Below are 21,073 nucleotides of genomic sequence, written 5' to 3'. Positions count from 1 at the left end.
AGAGAGGGGGGCTGTTGTTTTCGGACTGCCTGCTTACTACGAGAACAGGCCTTGATTCTCTATGTTTGTAGAGAATCAAGGCCTTATTCAGTATTCTCGGATTGCCTCGGTTTTTTGCTATCGCAGCCATACGGTCGGCGGCGCTGTTCTCACCTAATCCACTGCACCGCCATCACATGCCGCGGCTGACCGTAGCAGGCTGCTGCTTCGCATGCCGCTGCGACCAGTATCCAAGGCTCATCGTGCCTAGCAAGAGGATACCGGTCACCCAAAAGACGGCGTGAATCGAAAACACGCCGCTTATGGCGCCTCCCACGAGCGGTCCCAGCATGCCGCCGAGCTGGCTTGCGGTCTGGTTCAAGCTGAAGGCGCGGCCGCGGAACTCGCTTTCCGTCGTGCGGACGACGAGACCGTTCAACGCCGGGAACACGGCGCAGAAGAAGATGCCGTACATGAACCGGATGATGGAGAACCACCATATGTTGTGGAACGGAATTTGGAGCAGTGTCCCAATACCTCCGGCCAGCAGGCCGATTAACAATATTTTGTGAAATCCGACCCGGTCGGCCAGTTTCCCCCAGCGGGGGGCGAACAGGATGCCGGCGACCCCGACCAACGAGAAGACGAAGCCCGCAGCCAGTGAAGCATCCTTGGCCGAAATGCCGAGCTCTACAATGTACAGTGGCAGCACCGGTTCAATCGTCATGACGGAGAATTGGGTACAGAGCGTCAGGACGAGCACGATCATAAACGGCCTGTTATGAGCCGCCAGACTAATCGTGTGCACGATTGAGCCGCTGTCCTTGCTTGGCACGAAGGATTCCTCTTTGACCCAGAAAATAATGAGCATCGTCGCAATGAAGCAGAGCACCCCCGCGCTGCCGAAAGCGATCCGGTTATCGAAAATTTTCGACAACACACCGCCCAGCATCGGCCCCATAATGCTGCCGGTTGCGGTAGCTGTAGATATCATCGACAGCGCATAGCCGACCTTTTTCTCTGGAGTATTCGTGCCGACGAGCGCGATGGAGCCCGGAATGAAGCCGGACAGCAAGCCCTGCAGCAGCCGCAGCACGAGCAGCTGATACGGACTGGTGACGAACGCGGTCAGGAGATAAATGACACACAGTGCCAGCCCTGCCCGGATAATCATCGGCTTGCGGCCGTATTTATCGCCGACGGCGCCCCAGAAAGGCGATGCGATGGCCCCGGCCAGAAAGGCGCTGCTGAACAAAATCCCGGACCACAGCTCGATATGGTCATTGACGCCGATCTGGATCAGGAACAGCGGCAGGAACGGAATGACCATCGAGAAGCTGGAGGATACGATGAATGAGCCGACCCATAGAATCCATAAATTTTTCTTCCATGTTTCCATTAGATCTTCACTCCCCATATTTAGACCGAACACTTTAGACCTAAACTATTATACAGCAATCTTCATTCTTTTTCTCCTCTGACGCTGTAATGGAATGATATAATCCTACAAAAAAAGCCTGTTGTTACGGGAAAAATGGATAGAAAAAAAGGCTCCTTCCTATAATTCAGAAGAAAGCCTCGTTGTTAGCTTGAGCTATCAAAAATTACACGCTGCTCCTCTCCGTTCAGTTGGTCGTGTTCTTCGCCGATTCCGTATCGCGCGAGCGTCTTGGCCGCACTTTCACGCATGCGGCGCTGCAATTTTTCGCCTTCGATGATGCGCACCCGTTTGCCGAGGAAGCGGATTTTGGACAAAATATACTCGCATTCATCCCCCATAAATGTAAGCCGGATCCGATATGTATCTGTGTCATCGAAGTATTCCACTTCCTTCTCGAAGCACGAGAACGCGTACATAATGCGGGACAGTTCCCGGTTGTAGATCCGTATCACTTCGATGACTGCATGCTCTTTGCGGGAATCTATGATGGCGGCGATCTTGCTCAGCAATTCCTCCGCTCGTGCAGGAGAAATCTCCTCTTGCTGCACATCTGCGATATTCCGCAGCCTCGTCGACATGAACATATGACGGCGCGGATGGTACCAGAGCAAGTACCACTCCCGCTTGACCATGGAATATTCCAGCTTATAAGGGAATCCGGATTGCTCGTGCTGCATGCCTCCGTGCTTGAGCCGATACGAGATGCGACTGCCTTGACGCTCTGCGATAATACGGCGCAAAGGGCGCAGGAGCGGGTGGTATACTTGGCGCTCGACGCTGGATGCCTTTTCCATGACATGCTCCGCGATATCGATGTCCGCCTCAGCTTGCAGCACGGCCGCAAGCTTCGCCATCGTCTCCGGCGTGAACGCATCGGCTGCCGCAGGGTGGTCCAGCATCGCTCTTAACCATGACCGTTCGTGTGAAGTGACGGCGAACGCGCCGGACTCTTCCAGCCGCGACATAATCTGATAATTAAAAATCTTCTCGAACAGGTTCATCGTCATAGTACGATTGAATCTCCTTCCACTCGTCGATCAGCTCCTGCCGGAGCTTCAGCGGCTTCAACACTTCACAGCTGGAACCGAAGCTGCGCAGCCATGGTTTAATCTCCATCATCCCGTTCACCGTGATTTCATATAGGAACGAATCGTTATTTTCCTCGACGATGCGTCCCCATTGGCCTTGCAGCAGCACCCGCTCTTTGATGAAGTTCGTGCGAGCGCCTTCCGGGTTATAGAACCGCGCTCGCACCCTTACCGGATGACCGGTGTCGACGAGCCAGCTGTGACGCGTTCGCTCTTCGAGCTCCTGCAGCTTGCGGGTGAACAGTTCTTCAGGCACGGCTTCGCCTGCTTGAACTTGAGTCAGTCCTTCCATCCGGTATTTCATGAGCCCTAGCCGAGAGGTGTGGCCGAGCAAATACCATCTGCCGTATTGATGGTCATAGACCACCTTCAGCGGCAGCACGCTTTCTTGCTTCCCTTGCGTCTCGCGTTGGAAGAGCGGATTCGTGTTCTGGGAGGCGTACTTCTTCCGCGCCTTGGGCGAGAAGTAGAGGAACGACAGCTTGCGGCGCTCTCGTATCGCTTGCAGCAGTGTATACAGATGCGCCTCATCCAAAATGCGCGAGTAATAATGATACTTGTACAGAAATGGTTCCGCCATGCTGGCGTCCATTTCCTTCAGCTTTAACGCTTGCTTCAAATTATCCCTGAGGATATAGCCCTGCACGGAAGGCACCTGCGTATTCGCCATGACATCGACGAAGTCGTACAGGTCGATCAATTCGTCATCCGTCAGTTCGTTGACAATATCATGGCGCATCGAATACCGGTAAGGCCGGCCGCCCTTCATCTTACGAATGACGCCGATGTCCTCCAAATATTTCAGATCGGAACGAATCGTCTTTTCGTCCGGAAGCGGATATTCTTCAGGAAGCTGGCTGCTGCAAGCGTCAATCAGCTCCATCGCGGTCTTCGCTTGCTCCTGCAAGGCTGCCAAGATAACCGACAAACGATAGCTTTCCGATTCCTTCAACGATTTGGCCCGGAACAAGAACAGAAGCATTGGGTCCGCCGATTCATAATAATTGAAGCGCAGTGTCTCTGCGAACTCCTGGCCCTGATCATGGGGGAGCTGCTGATATACCGTATGTGCGATTTCCTTCAGGCGCCGAATCGTCTTGTCGAACGTATGCACCGATATGCCCAAGCGCTGCGCAAATTGCTGCCGGCTGTAAGCGCCGCTGGTCAGCACGAGCATGCGCAGAAACTGGATTTCTTTATCGAAGCTCTCTTTTGCCATGGGAGGAGCCTCCTTTCCGGTTCTTTCAAGACTATCTTCCATTTTAGCAGGGGAGACATATGGGGGAAATGAAAAACTTTTTCTCATGTCGTAATACTTCCGCCATGTTCGCGCCTTCGAAAATGAGCGAAGATAAGGACGTGAAGCCGACACCTCAGGTGAAGGCGGCACGGCGGTCCATGAGGCGCATGGACGGGTTCCTTCGCCTTTTAAGCGACAGGTCGTTGGTTCGAGTCCAACTCCCGCCACATATGGCGGGATAGCTCAGGTGGTAGAGCAGTTACGTGCCTGTCCGCCCAACTTCCTCATGGATCGTCTCCAAAAAACAATATCGTGAAGCGAGGCGCTCGAAAGGGATCCTTCGACTTTTATGGGAAAAGTAATGACGGTGTCCATCGGTTCGTCCGGAGCATCATGTGGCCTTTTCACTCTTTTCCTCGCTTCTGTTATTAACTTACATGTAAATGATTGAATCCGGCGAGGCGCCGGGGAGGGTTCCTTCGCATAGAGCGGCCATCTAAGTTTGATTGGGCATTATGGCAGGTTCGAATCCTGCATACAATCTTCCCCCACTTTCCTCGCCGCTTATTTCTATGAACTAGGAGGCTGAACAATCATGAGCTTTGCACGAAAATTGTTTTCGGCCGTGAAGCCGACGACAAGAAACAAAGACGGTTATCCTGCATATACGCGTTCTGCGGAGGAGCAATATCTGCAGACGCTTTTGACGAATACAATGGGCAATACATTTTATGCGGATCGGAACGAGCTGCTGGAGGACGCAGGGCAGATGCATCTGGAGATGGCTGATCGCAATCCGCAGTTCATGGCCAAGGCGCTTGTCTATGCGCGCAATGAAGGCTACATGCGCCTGCAGCCACTGTATGGGCTGGCCGTGCTGTCGTATTACCGTCCGGATTTATTTGCGAAGGTGTTTCTCAAGGTGGTGCTCATCCCTTCCGATCTATCTGACTTCCTCACCATCCTGCAAGGCTTGGGTCGCGGGGAGGGCGGACGCGCCGTGAAGCGGCAGGTGAACCTATTCCTCGCCGGCGTATCGGAATATTGGGCGCTCAAGTATAATGGTCGCGGCCGCGGGTACAACCTGGGCGATGCGATAGCCACGGCTCATCCGAAGCCGGCCGACCTGAAGCAGCAGGCGCTGTTCCGGTATTTGCGCGGGCATGAGGCGAATCTGGCCTTGCTGCCGCAGGTGGAGGCGCTGGAGAACTTGAAGCGCGCGAACACGGAGAAGAAGCAGCTCCGCTGGATCGCGCAGGGAAAGCTCCCATATTCGACCGTGACAGGTGCAATCAAGCCTACAAAGGCGATATGGGAAGCTTTGCTGCGTCAAATGCCTGCGTTTGCGCTGCTGCGCCACCTGAATGCGCTGCTCCGGGCGGGCGTGTTCGAGAGCGAAGCGAACTTAAAGTATGTCGTGCAGCGGCTGACCGATCGCGAAGCGCTGGCTAAGGCTAAAATATTGCCGTTCCGCTTCGCCCTGGCATATGAGCAGGTCGACCATCCTGTACTGCGCGACGCGCTGCGTGAGGCGGTGGAGCTGACCTTCGGCAACTTGCCGGAGCTGGGCGAGCAGACCGCGATCTTCCTGGACATCTCGGGCTCGATGAGTGGGGAATACTTGCGCATCGGGTCGGTGTTCGCGCTGGCATTATATAAGAAAACGCAAGGCAACTCGCTGTTCTGGCTATTCGACACGAAAGTGTTGGACGCCAAGCCGTCGCGGCATGACAGCATCTTGACCCAGGCGGAGCGTATCCGAACCCGCGGTGGAACCGATACCGGAGCGCCGGTGCGGGAACTTCTCCGGCAGCAGAAGAAGGTCGACCAGATCGTCATTATTACGGATGAGCAGCAGAACAGCGGCAGCCCGTTCTATGAGGCGCTATCTGCTTACCGCGCGAAGGTGAATTCAGAGGTAAAGGCTTTCATCGTGGACATCGCGCCTTATCGCAATGCGATGGTGCCTCCGCAGGATCCGAATACACACTACATCTATGGATGGAGCGACAACGTGCTCACGTACATCGCCCAGACGGTGCAGGGCTACTCGACGCTTGTTGAGCGTGTGGAAGCTGAAGAATTATAGCAGCACAGAAACGCAACTCGATAACATAAATAGGAGGGACGACCATGTCCGATGTTAAGCAAACGATATGGCAGGAGCTTCGGCAAATTGAGCGGCAGGAGAACGTGCGTATCGTGTACGCCTGCGAATCTGGAAGCCGGGCATGGGGATTCCCATCGCAGGATAGCGATTACGATGTCCGCTTCCTGTATGTCCGGCCGGTGGACTGGTATTTGTCCATCTTTGATCGCAGGGATGTCATTGAGCGGCCCATCAGCAACCAGCTTGATATCAACGGCTGGGATGTGCTCAAAGCGCTGCGGCTGTTCCGCAAGTCGAATCCGCCCTTGCTGGAATGGCTGCAGTCACCGATACAATATGAGGAGACGTATTCGGTCGCAGAGCAGATCCGCAGACTGTCTCCGCTCGCCTTTTCGCCGAGATCGTGCATGTGCCATTACCTCAACATGGCGAAGGGAAACTATCGGGAGTATTTGCAGGGGGAGCGGGTCAAAATCAAGAAGTATTTCTACGTGCTCCGTCCGATACTGGCGTGCGGCTGGATTGAACGGCATAACGCGATGCCGCCGATGGAATTCGACGTCTTGGTCCGCGAGCTGCTTCCGGACGGCAGTGATCTGAGGGAAGCGGTGGAGCATTTACTGGTGCGGAAAAAGTCTGGGGAGGAACTGGACTTCGAGCCGAGAATACAATCCATTAATGAGTATCTCGAAGAGCGCATCAAGCATTATGAACGGACGGCCTTGAATCTAAAATCAGCTGAAGGCCGGCAATATCAGGATCGGAGTCTGGATGATCTGTTCCGCTCGGCGTTGCGGGAAGTGTGGGGGCATAGTGGGGATTGGCAGTGACTGAAGCGATAGCATTGCTGGAAGACAAAGCGCGTAATAACGGCAGATAGGCAAGGAGAGTTGAAGCAAATGGCATATGAAACAATTGAAGGCGTGCGAGTATGGGGCAAGCCGGAGGAGGGCGCTGTCTCCCAAGCGAAGACGTGTGCCCGTAATGGCCGCGTCGTGCAGGCGCTCTTGATGGCGGACCACCATAAAGGATACAGCCAACCGATTGGGGGTGTCGTCGTCTATGACGGTCAGATCTCCCCTTCCGGCGTTGGCTATGATATCGGGTGCGGCAACAAGGCGGTGCGGACGAACTTGTCCGCTGCTGACATCAAGCCGAGAATCGGAGCCATCATGGACGAGATTGCGAAGAAGATATCATTCGGCGTCGGTCGGGACAACGACGAGAAAGTAGATCATGAGCTGTTCGACGACCCGGATTGGAACGTCTATATGTCCATTGGGCGCCAAGAGCACGACAAGCTGAAGGCGCTGGCCCGCGGCCAGTTGGGGACGGTCGGCAGCGGTAACCACTACGTCGATCTGTTCGAGGAAGCCGGAACGGGCATGCTGTGGATCGGGAATCACTTCGGGAGCCGCGGCTTCGGACACAAGACGGCTAGCGGCTTCTTGAATTTGGCCGCTGGGCGTGAATTTCTGGGCAAGGCGCCCGGTGAAAGCATGGATCAGCCGCCGGTGCTGCTTGAGCTGGAGAGCGAGATCGGCGATATGTACTACCGTGCGATGAAGCTAGCAGGACGGTACGCATACGCCGGACGGGACTATGTTATTCGCCAGGTGCTATCTATTCTCGGCGCGGAGGCGGACTTCGAGGTGCATAACCACCACAATTACGCGTGGAAAGAGCAGCATGGCGGCAGCGACAACATCGTCGTTCGCAAAGGGGCCACTCCGTCGGCGCCCGGACAGCTCGGCTTCATCGGCGGCAGCATGGGTGACATCTCGGTCATCGTCCGCGGGAAGGATACGGATGAGAATCGGGATGCCTACTACAGCACCGTGCATGGCGCGGGCCGCATCATGAGCCGCACCCAAGCAGCTGGAAAAATGAACTGGAAGACTCGTACACGGACAGGCGGACAAATTGCACCAGAGCAAATGAAGGCGGCCGTTCAGAGCTTCGGCGTGGAGCTGCGCGGAGCGGGCACCGACGAGAGCCCGTTCGTGTACCGCAAGCTGCAGGATGTGCTAGACGCCCATGCAGACACGATCGACGTGCTGCACGTGCTGAAGCCGTTCGGCGTCTGCATGGCCGGCGCGGACGAGTTTGACCCTTACAAGGATTAATGCAAGCCTTTGGACCAGCCCCGTGGGGAGGAACAAAGGCTTTTTTACTGCTGCACAGAAGTGTCATGGCTGCTCGTGGCTCCTCCCGCGCCCCCTCCCCTTATTCATAAAGGCCTTATGTTCATTCTCCCATCCACTCAGATCCGGAAACTGTCCTCGGCTCGACGTTGACCGTGTGTTGCTTGAATGCATATGCCCAATCTCCCAATCAATCAGAACAGTGACAGCCGCCGAATGCACATCGTTTTCCGGTAGCAGCTGGCCATTATGATCACAACTATTCAAAATATGAGAAACAAAAGAGTTATTTATCATTCCCTGATGGAAGGGGAGAATGAAGCAATATACTTGTGAAGGAGCACAACAGGGACACAACAGGGATAACCAGGGATAACAGGGATAACAGGGAGTCAAAACGGGTTTCATGCATACGGTATAGGGAGCCGCGACTTGGTATGCTATTTGGAGGCTAAGTTGGCGATTCTGTCGAGCAGTGGAAAATGTCCAATGGAATGCCGCGTTGTCAGGGCGAAATGCTCTTTTCATTGGAAAACTTCCAATCAAATCGCTTTATTTCCGGTCGGCAGCACATCATTAGGCGAATTCATTGGACAATTTCCAATGGAATGCCTCTTCAGCAGAGCTGTCCCCTAATCCACTGGACATTTTCCAATGAAATAAACTCCTCCTGACGTTCCGACCAGACTTTGGCGCATCCGCTACACTCCTCATCCCAACAAACTCAGATTTAAACAAAAAACAGGCTAACAACGGGGTTCACGTCGTTAGCCTGTTTGCTCTTGCTATGAATTAAATATACGTTAATTCACAGCTACCCACACGTCAGCGTTGCCTGGCTCTTCGCCTTGAGTCCACCAGCGCGCTTCATAGACGACGCCGTTGTGCGTCACCCGGTTGCCAGTGACATACACTTTGCTCGCTTCCCACGCCGGATAGACGCTGCTGTCGTTCGACGTCTTAACCGTTAATGCGGATGAGGATGATGACTTGTTCCCGGCTGTATCCACGGCGAGGACGGTATACGTATAGGACGTATTCGCCGTCAACCCAGAGTCGGTATAGGAGGTCCCAGTCGTCTTGCCGACAAGTTGGCCGTTCCGGTATACTTCATATTCCTTGATGCCGATCGCCGAAGAAGAAGCGGACCAATTAAGTGTGACGCTTGTCTTTGTTTGAGATGGGGATACGACATTGGCCGGGACTGTCGGCAAATCTTCGCCGGAGCCGCCGTTAACTAAGTTCACGTCAATGACTTGGTAGAAGGCATTGGGAGTGTTGGCGATCTCCCAGACGCCGAGAATAACATGGTAGCCGCTGCGGTCGGTAGGCACGCTGCATTGATGCGTGACCTTATTCGATGGTGTTGCGCCGCCATCATTGAAGGAACAGAACAGTTCCAAATTGGCGCGGGCTAGCGGCTGGTTCGGGTCCCAGCCTTTTTTTGTAATGTAATATTTCCATTCTTTCGTAGCGTGAGGAGCAGTCAAATGCCATTTGAATGTGTTGGTGCCGCCATTGATAGTAACTTTGTTCCAACGAGTCGCACTTTGCGCGTCAAGCTCCGGGAACACGCCGCCGCCGGCGATGTGACCGTCAGCAGGGCCGCCAGATGGGAACGATCCCGGCGCTTCTACGCTTTGCGGCTCATACTTTACTTGACCGCAGTTCGTGTTCAAATCTTGGCTGCATTGAAGTGCGCGGCTTGCAGGCGCCTCGATATATCCGTGTGCCGAAGCGGTTTCTGCGAACACGACCATACAAGTCACACCGAGCAGCAGGGCAGCAAAAGCGACGAACAATGGCGATACTTTGGATAACATGTGGTTCCAAATGCGTGAATCTGTCATTTCATTACCTCCTTGGTTTGGGTGGATTATGGAATACAAGCAACATTGTGACTGTACTCTATTAATGAGCTGTTGCATCACCTCCTTCATAGAATTAAAGCGTTTATGTTATTGGTGGTTGAGAAAGCTAGCCGATCTAGGGCTAAGACTGAGAGCGTATAATACGTTACGGCGACCTGCAGTTGGACTAGATATGGAGCATACTATTGGAAATAACGGACAACACTTGTATAAAAAGACGATCCAATAAATCAACGGGATGCGTTGGCAGATTCATATGAGACACATGATGCGAAACTGGCTGTGATGTATGGTATCAGGAGAGCAGAAGGTCTAAAAGAGACTGATGTGAAGCCTTTCTAAGGTGCGGGCCGATGACGATGAGGAACTTCACAATAAGATTAGGTAAACGCTTGCAGGAAGTGTGGAAATGAATAAACCAGTTCTGGAAAACGCAAGTCAACATGCGGTTAATTGGCAAGATAAGCTGGGTGGATTATTGCTGCAAAAGAAAAGTGATTCATAATAGATGGGCGGGGATCCAGTTATTTCAACACATTATACTAAAGTTTAACCGCTTATGCTATAAGAAATTTTAATTATTTTGAAGTGGGACAAAAATAGTAGTGCTGCAAGCAAAAGAGCATCTGCATTGCGCCAATGGTAGTGGGATAAAAGTAAGAATGGGAGGGGAAAGAGGAAGATTTTTGAGGATCAACGATCAAATTACACAAGGGTATTTAGGCATATGCGAGCTGTCTTGTAGGAACGTGAGGATGTTGCTATGATGGTGGTATTGTTAGCCAAATTGTTAGCCAATCTATTCGTCATTCGAGGCAACCGCCCTAATGAAGAGGGAAGGAGTCGATATTATGAACGATTGCAATGAAATGAAACCTGAAGTGTACGCCTATCTGGAGCGCATCGGGTACGAGGGGCCGGTGGAAATCAGCGCCGCAGCGCTGGCCGAATTGCAGGAGTGCCATCTGCACGCGGTGCCATACGAGAACATCGACATTGTGCGCCGCATTCCATTGTCGCTTGACATTCCGGAGCTATTCAATAAAATTGTCGTCCGACGTCGCGGAGGCTACTGCTTCGAGCTCAACGCTCTATTCGGCTGGCTGCTGCGCGAGCTTGGCTATCCGGTGACCGACCTTATGTCTCGATTCTGGCGCGACGAGCTGAATCCACCACCGAAACGGCGGCATCATGTACTGAAGGTGGAAGTGGGAGGGGCTTTGTACCTATGTGATGTGGGCGTGGGTGGGATTGTGCCGCGCCGGCCGATTCAGATGATCGAAGGACTTGAGCACCAGCAGGGCGATGAATGCTACCGCTTGGTGCGCGATCCTGAATTTGGCTGGATGCTGTGCGAGCTCAAACGTGGCGAATGGTTTCAGCTCTATTCCTTCACCGAGGAGTCGCAGCTTGCTAAAGACTTCATTATGGCCACGTATTGGTGCGAGAACGCGCCGGACTCGATTTTCATTCAGGATGCAATGGTAGCGCTCCGTACCCGCGAGGGCCGCAACACAGTTGCCGGTCGGGAATTCCGCATATTTGCCTCTGAGCAGGTGAGCACCTTTATCCCACAGACTGAAGCGGAGTATGAGGAAGCGTTGCGGTCTTATTTCGGCATTAATCTCAATGAAATTACAGTGTGAACGAAATATATAGATTTGTCGGCAACATTACGGAAGCGGATGAATGATATCAGTAAGAAAATACAATAGAATATTGTAGAAAAGCTTCGAATCTAGCGATTTTTTCCCGGATCTATATCGGGAGGAGGTCGTTTTTTTTTGACACCTAAAACCAAATTATGACTTTATTTTTGCATTAGGTCAAAAGTATTGTATTTACACAACAAATTTAATTTAGTACAATTCTATCAGTTTCCAAGATGAGAGGGATCTGGAAAATAGGAGGGTGAACGTAAATTCATCTACTAAAAAATGCTAAATTCGCTGAATAAGGAGGAATTCATAGTGTTTTACAAATCAGTGCTTCATCGATGGTTGGCGCTTGCGTTAACTATCATTTTGTTCGTGACATCCGCTCCAGGGGCATTAGCCATGAGCGGAGAGACGAACGATTCCGCAATGCTGATGATGTCGGAATCTCAGCAGGCGGATGCACAAGTCGGCAAGGTGGATGCCGCGCTATTCGAGCAATTTGCTAGTCAGAAATACCTCACGTATATTGTGAAGCTGAAAGAGCAGGTCAATGTTGAAGCGGCATCGACCCTCGCAGCGAAGTATTCTGCTTTCTCTGGAGAGACCTCTGCGAAGCGGAAGCAGACGGTGCGCAGCTTCGTCCTCAACTCCTTAATGGAGACGGCGGACCGCGCGCAATCTCCGTTATTAGATGAATTGGAAGCAGGGAAGCGTTCCGGAACGGTACAGGACTTCCGGGCCTATTACATCGTTAATGCGGTGGCCGTTACGAGCACGCAGGACGTGATGGAGCGACTGTCCACCCGCTCTGATGTGGAGGCCGTCACCCCTAACCATACATATACGTTGGATACGCTTGAGAGCCCGGAGGAGGAGGTTCAGCCACGCTCCTTGCATACCATGAACGACATGAATGCTATGAATGGCACCGAGGGCAAACCGAACGTTCCTTGGAACTTGCGAAACATTAACGCGCCTCAAGTGTGGGAGATGGGCATTGATGGCACAGGCATCGTCGTTGCGAATATGGACTCAGGCGTTGACTGGACCCATCCAACGCTGCAGCACAAGTGGAGAGGGTATAATGCCCAAGGCGAATTGGACAAGCCAGAGCTGCACTGGTACGATGCTACGCTAGAACAGAAAAAACTTCCGCACGACGGTAACGGACATGGTACCCATGTTATGGGCACGATGGTTGGCTCCGAGGTGGATGGGAAGAACCCAATCGGCGTTGCCTCGCAGGCGAAGTGGATTGCGGTGCGAATTTTTGACTCGGCAGGATCAGCGACGGACGCTGGCATTTTGGCAGCTGGTGAATGGCTTATGGCGCCTACCGACAAAAATGGACGCTCTTATCCTGAGCTGGCGCCGGATATCGTGAACAATTCGTGGGGCAACGTGCAAGCCGGGAAGAATGAGTTCTTTCAGGACATCGTTAAGGCATGGCGGTCAGCCGGCATTTTCCCTGCCTTCTCTGCGGGAAACACGAAGCCTCCGGAGAACAACGGGGGTCCAGGCTCGATAACGCCTCCGGGGAACTACCCGGAATCATTTGCGACCGGAGCCGTCGATATCGATAACCGCCTGGCCAGCTTCTCGCTGCAAGGACCGACTCCATATGGACAGATGAAGCCGGAAGTGTCTGCCCCGGGCGTTAATATCCGTTCGTCCATGCCAAATGGGAAGTATGGGCTCATGAACGGGACGTCGATGGCCAGTCCGCATACGGCAGGGGTTGCCGCTCTGCTGCTGCAGGCTAATCATTCGCTGACGGTGGAAAAATTGGAGAGCATTTTGAAGAATACGGCGGTACCGCTAACCGACGATGAATTCCCTCAGACGCCGAACAACGGGTTTGGATGGGGCATCGTCAACGCTTTGAATGCGGTATCCTCGCTCAAGAGCGGACTCGGCTCTGTGGAAGGAACGATCACGATCGATGGATCGGATGACGGCAAGCCTGTCATCGAGCATACACCGATTACACTGACCTTCAATGCGATGGAGCTGGATATCTATGCTCGTGCCATGGATGATAACAGCGTCGTGACCGTTGAGCTCATGGTGCGCGCAGTTGGTGGGAAAGAGTGGACGACACTGCCGATGACCCGCATCTCGGGCAATCATCAGGATGGGAAGTATGAAGGGAACATCCCGGTGACTTTGCTTGTGAAGGAGGGAATTGAATACCGGATCCGAGCTGTTGACTTCAGCGGCAACGAGGTAGAGACAGACATCTATCCAGTGAAGGTATCGGAAGGAGTCAAGCTGGGATATAAGCAGGATTTCGAGCAAAATATCGAAGGGTTCGACTTCGGTGGCGAGCTTGGAATTTGGGAATGGGGCGAGCCGACGACAGGTCCCGGCAAGGCTTATTCCGGAAGCAAGCTGATGGCTACGCGCCTGCATGGCAATTATCCGGAAGGTGTGAAGGAGACGTTCTTCGTGCTGCCATTAATCGACTTGAGAGATGGCGAGCATACCATCTTGTCGTTTAAGCATTGGCACAAGCTCGGCGATTGGTTTTTCGCCTTGTTCGACAAAGCGGAGGTGTTCATCGGCCGTAAATCGAATGGCTTTCAATACGAACTGGTGAAAGATTTCAGAATGAATAGCAGAGGTTGGCAAACAGAGTATATCGATTTATCACCGTACAAAGGCGATCAAATCTATGTCCTCTTCAATTTGCGCGGTGAGAACGGCAGTGATGAGGGCTGGTATGTTGATGACATTGAACTCATCGGGCCGAATCAAGCACAGCCTGCTACACCAATAGCGAAGGTGCGGAGCAATACGCCTGGCCGTGTCATTATTGAGTGGGACAAGGAGCCGCAGGGCGATGTGATGGATTATGTCGTCTACCGCTCCACCACACCAGGCGGGGGATATGAAGAAATCGGAACGAGCAAAAACCGCAGTTACGGGGACCTTCCGACCCTGCAGCAAGGCACATACTACTATATCGTTAAGGCGAGAACGTATAGCCAGGTGCTAAGCGAGGCCTCGAATGAAGTGTCATGGACATTCACGGGCGGCACGCCGATTTTTAGCGATGATTTCGAGGGACTAGATAAGGGCTGGACACTGGAAGGCGAGAACAATCAGTGGGAGCACGGCGAGCCTAATCCGAAGTACGGACCGAAAGAAGCGGTATCTGGAAGCAAGGTGTGGGGAACCAATTTGTCTGGTTCTTATGCGAAAAATACGGATCAAAGTCTTATTTCCCCGGAAATTGATTTGACGGGTGCGCAGCATGCTTCCATCTATTTTCAGCAGTGGTATGATATCGACGGCGATCTTGACAAGGGAACTGTTGAAATCAGCTCGGATGACGGAGCCACGTGGAGAGGGCTGGCCTCTTATCCCAAGCCGTCGTATGACAGCAAGCATCCTCGCATGTTCTGGTATTTGGATGAGCTTGGAATCGATGATTACGCAGGAAAAAAGGTGAAAATTCGCTTCCGCTTGAAGAGCGGCAATAGTACAACCGGAAAAGGCTGGTTTATTGATAACTTTGAAGTGAGGGATACACCGCCCGTCAAGACGGTCAGTTCTTCCATGAATGCTTCAGAGGACGCATCGACAGGGGATGAACAGCATATGCCGGAAAAAACGGATATGAAGGCTTCATCCGAGAAGAAGAATATGGCGGATCCATCCAATCAACCTCAGCCGGATATGACAAATGAGCTGAGGGCAAAGGACATGACGGGCGCACCGCCAGCCGAGCCGAATCGTCCAACCAAGACGGATGCGCAGCATGGTCCGGTTGACCGTGAAGGAGCAACGACGCCAAGTCTGCTCATCTCTGCATGGAAAGCAGCGAGACAGGAAGCGCAAACGCAAGGAACCGGCCAATCTCGTCTGCCGGCAGCGGCGACGGTGACAATTGTAGAGACCGACCGCTCCGCGAAGACAGACTTGGGTTCGGGGCGTTACAAGCTTCAGCACCCGCCCGGGGACTATCAGATGAGAGTGGAGGCTTACGGATATCGGACCGTCAATCAAGGTGTAACCATTGCGGACAAGCAGCCGACGGAGGTCGACATTCATTTACAGCCGCTGCTCAAGGGAACGATTATGGGCACCGTTACAGATGAGGCGACAGGCAGACCGGTTGCCGGCGCCAGCGTACGGGTGATGGAGGATGCTCATGTGCCTTCTGTCATGACCGATGTCAATGGGAATTATACAATCGAAGCATATGAAGGAGATTATCGACTTCTCGTGTCTTCATTGGGCTACTTGTCCTCCGAGCAGCAAGTAAGCGTTATAGGCGAGCAGAGCGTCACGAAGGATATCGCTTTGAAGTCTTTCATGGGAACAGCCGATGAGCTCGCCTACGACAGCGGCAAGGGAGATAATGCGATCGCATATTATAGCCCGGGAAATGGTTATGCCGTACGAATGACGACGAAAGGTCAGGCGCAAGTGACAGGAGCCCGTATGTTTTTCTGGGATGAAGGCTGGCCGGAACCGGGCGGGACGGAATTCCAATATGCGATGTACGACGCGGAAGGACCTGATGGCTTGCCGGGAGCAATGATCTCTGGTCCGCATACGGGAACGGCCCAATTAGACGGAACGTGGACCAAGGTGGATTTTCCAAATACGCCAGTCGTTAATGGTGACTTCTATGTTGCTTACATTCAACCGGGATCTTATCCCGATGTTCCAGGCCTTGCTGTCGATCAGACAGGAGCCAACCATAAGCGTTCCTGGAAGCTGGAGAATGGATCATGGAAGCAGGCAGCTGAATCGCAAGGCAATTATATGATTCGGGCCCGAATTACGAAGATCGGAGACGATTCATCGGCTACGGAGATCAGAGTGGAGCCGCGGGATATTGCCCTGTTCGAAGGACAACAGACGCAATTGACCGTGAAGGCGCGCAATGCAGCAGGGTACGAACGAGATGTGACACAGCTGGCGTCTTATCACATTGAAGCCGATCAAGCAGCCGCTGTAGACAGCAACGGGATGATAACTGCGCTTGGTGAAGGCGAAGCGGTTGTCACTGTTACCTATAACGGGCTGCAGGACACGGTCCGCGTGACTGTAGAAAAAGCACCGGACATTCCAGATGGAGAAGTTCGCTCCATATCGGTTCATCCGTCGAGCTTGACGTTAACCGAAGGGAAGTCGGCACAGTTGAGCGTTACTGCGGTGGTGTATGCTAACGGGGAGAAGAAGACGGTTCCGCTTGTGCAGGGCTTGACATTCGTGTCTTCCGATTCCGATATTGCTGCGGTGAATCATATGGGTTGGGTCACTGGCCATCAAGCCGGGAACACAACAATCACCGCCCAGTATGGGGAACTGCAGGATGCCGTGCATGTTACGGTCGAAAAGAGTGCAGAACCGCCACAGGAAGAAGTAAGGTCTATCACGGTTCGTCCGTCTGCGCTTGCGTTGACGATAGGGGAATCGGCACCATTAAGCGTTACGGCATCGGTATATGCCAACGGGGAGAAGAAGACAGTTCCGGTTACGGAAGGACTGAAGTTCTCCTCATCGGATCCGGAGGTGGCCAAGGTCGACGATACGGGCCGGGTCAGCGCTCATCAAGCGGGAGAAGCACGTATCCATGTGGAGTATGGGGCGCTGCAAGCGACTGCGCAAGTGACGGTGAAGAAGCCGGATACGCCTACACCGCCTGCACCTCGGCCTGATACGTCTGGGTCTGCTCCTTCTGCATCATCTTCTGGTGCCGGGACTGTTTCCGTTCCAGATAATGGGACCCCGATCGTTGCCAATGGCAAAACAATCGGAAGCTTGAAAGTGGAGCGAAAAGAAGGAGTTAAGAACGCGCGCGCTATCATTGCTCAAGCATGGCTGGACGATGAGCTTGCCAAGGCTAAGACGGGAGCAAGCAACACGCTAACACTCGACTTGTCGTCCGTGGCATTTGAGGATTATGGTGCCGTCAGCATTGAACTGGCTTTGTCGTTAGCCAAGCAGCTAAGCGCGTCGGGCAAGGCTGTTAAAATGAACGGTACACGGTTTGGATTGACCATTCCTGCAGATGCGTTACCAGACTTTATGAGTCAGAGCGGGCTGCAGCTGACGATCGCTGTGAATCCCGACATGATCGGACAGAGCGACAGCATAGTTAAAGGGGAAAAAGCGTCTATTGTGTCGGACATCGTCACGATTGGCACTGAGCGCAAGACATTGAACAAGCCGCTTAGCTTTACTATGCAGTTGGATGACAAAGTCGTCCGTGATAAGCGCAAAGCCGGTATATATTATCGCAATGATACGAAGGAACGCAATAAGTGGGAGTTTGCCGGGCTGGCTTCTCGAAGCGAGCAGCAGAGCAGCAACTCAGAGCTTCTCATTACGATTCAACAGCTCGGCTCCTATTCTGCATTGGAGTACGGGAAGACGTTCGCGGATATTTCCAATCATTGGGGCAGAAAAGAAATTGAAGTGTTGGCTTCTCAGCATGTTGCCGTCGGCCGGAATGAATACCAATTCGCTCCGAATGATCAGGTCACCCGGGCAGAGTTCATGACTTTGCTGGACCGCATTCTAGGCAAGGAAGCGGATTGGGCGAAACGGGCAAGTGAGCCGGGAGCACACGACATCCTGCGGCGCGAGGGGATGATCGTCATGCTCGTGACGGCGCTGGATGTAGAGCTGCCGCGTGAACAAGAGAACGATGGATGGGACGTTCAAGACACTGTTTCCCTGGAAGCCCGCGCTGCCGTGGCCTATGCTTACCGCAACGGATTGGTGAAGGGTATCGGGAACAACCGATTCGCGGGCGATGCGCCGACATCTCGTGCGCAAGTCGCTGTCATTTTACACCGAGTATTGGAGATGCTTCATCGTATATAAGCGGAGCAGCGGGCTGTAAACAGCTAGAAAGAACTCTGAACAGCTAAAATGAACTCTGAACAGCTAGTATGAACTCTGAACAATTAGTATGAACTCTGAACAGTTAGTATGAACTCTGAACAGCTAGTATGAACTCTGAACAGCTAGTATGAACTGTGAACAGTAAGTAGTGAACAGTCAGCAGTAAGTGAAAGACACCTATTATCGCCTTGTGCTGCTGCTTTGTATGGAGCCAGGACTGACAGCAAGGGCACTTCTGAACAAGACGTTCGGGGTGCCCTTTTTCCTGCATCGGTACTCTGAATTACAGCGCCACGTTTCAATTCGCCGCAACCAGCCACAATGGGGTATAAGGTCAAAGAGAATGACATTCCATAGACCGAGCATGCTATATTTTTGTAAATCAGGGAGGGGGAACGGCCTTGTAACGACGTATAGATTCGTATACTAGCATTATCACTGAATACGCTGAAATCTGGACGTGAGATATCCGGGAACACACACATGATACATATGGGGTCGACACAGACATGCGCGGAGGAGATGCATCCCTTAATGCAACTAGAGAATGATTCAGAAATGTGAGATCGGCTCCTATACCGAATGGAGTTTTCAGTTGTCTGCAACCTAATGAACTGTGTATCATCTTCAAAAGTAGGCGCTGGCTCGAGACACGGATGTATTTCTTTTATACTCCTTATCTGCACTCTCCCAATTGCTCAGTACTATCAAATACATCCAAGCTTCTCCGATACGGCATAAGTCAAAGTCATCAATATTTGTCCTGCTGCAAACAGCTAGCGTTAATGGATTATATATGAAGGGAAAGGGGACGATGGTTATGTTATGGCTACAGAGTAGTGCGATCGTTCTGGATTATATTTTTCCTGATTGAAAGGGAGATTGAACATAAAGACTATAAACTAACATGCGCTCATACTCCAGACTTTCCTCAGTGAGCATCATAACCTCTAATCCTCAAGTAAGGAACAAGGACGACAGTCGTTGGTCAACGCACAAACCCCCGAGGCAACAACCTCGGGGGTTTCCTATGGCATTGGGATTTATGAGATGGAAGATTATAAGCGTAACGCGTCGAGATCGAACTGTGGCACGAGTCCTTCTTCCGCTGCGCGACCGAGCAGGGCCGCTATGGCGCCATAGCCGTCCTCGCCCAGGTTTCTCGTGAATTCGTTGACGTACAGGTTGATATGCGCCTGAGCAACTACCGGATTCATCTCTTGCGCATGGCGCAGAATGTAATCCCGCGATGCTTCCGGATGAGCCCATGCGTATTCGACCGAGGCACGGGTCCAGTTGGTGATGGCCGCAAGGTCCATGCTGCGGCGGGCAATAATTGCCCCAAGCGGAATTGGCAATCCGGTGTCGGCTTCCCACCAGTTGCCCATGTCGGCCAACAGGGTCAAGCCATAGTTCTGGTAGGTGAAGCGCGCCTCGTGGATGACGAGTCCAGCATCGATGTCGCCGTTGCGCACCGCCGGCATAATTTCGTTAAACGGCATGACCACGATGTCGCCGACGCCTCCCGGAACGTTCTGCGCCGCCCATAGGCGGAACAGGAGGTAGGCGGTTGAGCGTTCACTAGGCACCGCCACCCGTCTGCCAGACAGCGCAGCCGGATCATTGGACCCGCTCTTCGTCAGCACAAGCGGCCCGCAGCCTCTGCCCAGTGCCCCGCCGCATGGCAGCAGCGCGTACTCCGACAGTACCCACGGCAGCGCCGCATAGGAGACCTTGAGCACTTCCGGGCCTTGGCCGCTGGCTGCCAGCCCGTTCGTAATATCAATATCCGCATAAGTGACGTCAAGCTGCGGGGCATCCGGAATGAGTCCATGCACCCAGGCGTGGAATACGAATGTATCATTTGGACATGGTGAAAAGGCAATATTCATCGTAACACCTCCATTAATACGGCGCTTGCCGCTTCCAAAGCTTTCAATGCTTCCGGGATACGCCATGCGTCCCGATTGCGCGGTCCAACCGCGTTGGAGATGGAGCGGAGCTCAAGCACGGGTACACCGCACGCTTGAGCAGCGACGGCCACGCCGTAGCCCTCCATCGCTTCGGCGGCTGCACCTGGTACCCGCGCGGCCAATTCCGCAGCCGTCTCGGCGGTTCCGGTCACGGTCGCCAGCGTGAGCACGGGACCGGCTGCAACTGGCAGCCCGGCCGCTCGCAGCGCCTCCGCCAAGCGCGCCGTCAAGCCGGCGTCGACGGGGACGCGGGCGGAGCCGAAGCCGAGCTCGTCCACGCTGCAGAAGCCTTCCGGCGTCTCAGCGCCCAGGTCGGCGGCCACGATTTCGCTCGCCAAGACGAGCGAGCCAATATCGGCCTGACCGGCGAACCCGCCCGCGATGCCAGCGCATACGGCGAGCCCGTACTCCGCCGTCGCCAATGCTCGCGCCGTACTCGCCGCCGCCGCAGCCGTGCCGACGCCACCGATCACGACGTCGAAGCGGGCATCGCCGTTCAGTCCGCGCAGCACGGCATCCCGCTCCGCAGGCACCGAGGTCATGATGAGCACACGTATGGTCGAAGTCGAATCTTTCAGTATATTTTGATTCATGCTTATATTCTCCTTTAGCAGGTTAGCGTTATTGACTTTCTTTATTCCTTACTCCAAATTATCCCGATCTTAGCCTCCGTGTAAAGAGCCCAGAGTGGTTAGGCTAAAT

At 53.2% G+C, this 21,073-nt stretch carries 11 protein-coding genes; 5 read left to right on the top strand and 6 right to left on the bottom strand.

Translation table 11 applies throughout. From position 1 onward, the window contains the following. Window positions 1-172: 172 nt before the first annotated feature. The 3 genes from LQV63_RS14985 to LQV63_RS14975 form a co-directional block, all read right to left on the bottom strand. The gene (locus LQV63_RS14985; RefSeq protein ID WP_019422266.1) at window positions 173-1,378 is read right to left on the bottom strand and encodes an MFS transporter; all 1,206 of its coding nucleotides are present in this window, start codon (window positions 1,376-1,378) and stop codon (window positions 173-175) included. Window positions 1,379-1,563: 185 nt separating this feature from the next. Beyond that, the gene (locus tag LQV63_RS14980) at window positions 1,564-2,427 is read right to left on the bottom strand and encodes a WYL domain-containing protein (protein ID WP_233697320.1); all 864 of its coding nucleotides are present in this window, start codon (window positions 2,425-2,427) and stop codon (window positions 1,564-1,566) included. Continuing rightward, window positions 2,396-3,727: a helix-turn-helix transcriptional regulator gene (locus LQV63_RS14975; protein WP_233697319.1), complete on the bottom strand. Its 1,332-nt coding sequence runs from the start codon at window positions 3,725-3,727 to the stop codon at window positions 2,396-2,398. The genes LQV63_RS14980 and LQV63_RS14975 overlap by 32 nt, the downstream gene beginning before the upstream one ends. A gap of 616 nt (window positions 3,728-4,343) precedes the next feature. Between LQV63_RS14975 and LQV63_RS14970 the strand changes: the two genes are divergently transcribed. The 3 genes from LQV63_RS14970 to LQV63_RS14960 all read left to right on the top strand — a co-directional run bounded on the left by LQV63_RS14970 (window position 4,344) and on the right by LQV63_RS14960 (window position 7,984). Next, entirely contained in the window at window positions 4,344-5,837 is a 1,494-nt protein-coding gene (locus tag LQV63_RS14970) for a TROVE domain-containing protein (RefSeq protein ID WP_233697318.1), read from the top strand. Window positions 5,838-5,881: 44 nt separating this feature from the next. Beyond that, window positions 5,882-6,688, top strand: coding sequence for a nucleotidyltransferase domain-containing protein (locus LQV63_RS14965; RefSeq protein ID WP_233697317.1), 807 nt, complete (start codon window positions 5,882-5,884; stop codon window positions 6,686-6,688). 69 nt (window positions 6,689-6,757) lie between these two features. After that, window positions 6,758-7,984 carry an RtcB family protein gene (locus LQV63_RS14960; RefSeq protein WP_233697316.1) on the top strand — a complete coding sequence of 409 codons (1,227 nt, stop codon included), beginning with the start codon at window positions 6,758-6,760 and terminating at the stop codon, window positions 7,982-7,984. Window positions 7,985-8,805: 821 nt separating this feature from the next. On the opposite strand, the gene LQV63_RS14955 is transcribed toward LQV63_RS14960, so the two are convergent. Further along, window positions 8,806-9,852, bottom strand: a complete 1,047-nt coding sequence (locus tag LQV63_RS14955) for a lytic polysaccharide monooxygenase (protein WP_233697315.1) — start codon at window positions 9,850-9,852, stop codon at window positions 8,806-8,808. A gap of 872 nt (window positions 9,853-10,724) precedes the next feature. Here LQV63_RS14955 and LQV63_RS14950 point away from each other — a divergent pair. Both LQV63_RS14950 and LQV63_RS14945 read left to right on the top strand, forming a co-directional pair. After that, entirely contained in the window at window positions 10,725-11,519 is a 795-nt protein-coding gene (locus LQV63_RS14950; protein WP_233697314.1) for an arylamine N-acetyltransferase family protein, read from the top strand. Window positions 11,520-11,843: 324 nt separating this feature from the next. After that, window positions 11,844-18,377: a S8 family serine peptidase gene (locus tag LQV63_RS14945; RefSeq protein ID WP_233697313.1), complete on the top strand. Its 6,534-nt coding sequence runs from the start codon at window positions 11,844-11,846 to the stop codon at window positions 18,375-18,377. Between the two features lie 1,079 nt (window positions 18,378-19,456). On the opposite strand, the gene LQV63_RS14940 is transcribed toward LQV63_RS14945, so the two are convergent. Next, entirely contained in the window at window positions 19,457-20,290 is an 834-nt protein-coding gene (locus LQV63_RS14940; protein ID WP_233697369.1) for a 1,4-dihydroxy-6-naphthoate synthase, read from the bottom strand. Beyond that, window positions 20,287-20,964 (bottom strand): futalosine hydrolase, encoded by a 678-nt coding sequence (locus LQV63_RS14935; RefSeq protein WP_233697312.1) that lies wholly within the window; start codon window positions 20,962-20,964, stop codon window positions 20,287-20,289. Before LQV63_RS14935 ends, LQV63_RS14940 begins: the two co-directional genes overlap by 4 nt. Window positions 20,965-21,073: the final 109 nt, after the last annotated feature.

Source organism: Paenibacillus profundus (genome assembly GCF_021369635.1).
In the GTDB taxonomy this organism is placed as follows: domain Bacteria; phylum Bacillota; class Bacilli; order Paenibacillales; family Paenibacillaceae; genus Paenibacillus_B; species Paenibacillus_B profundus.
This window is presented reverse-complemented; position numbering and strand designations above follow the sequence as displayed.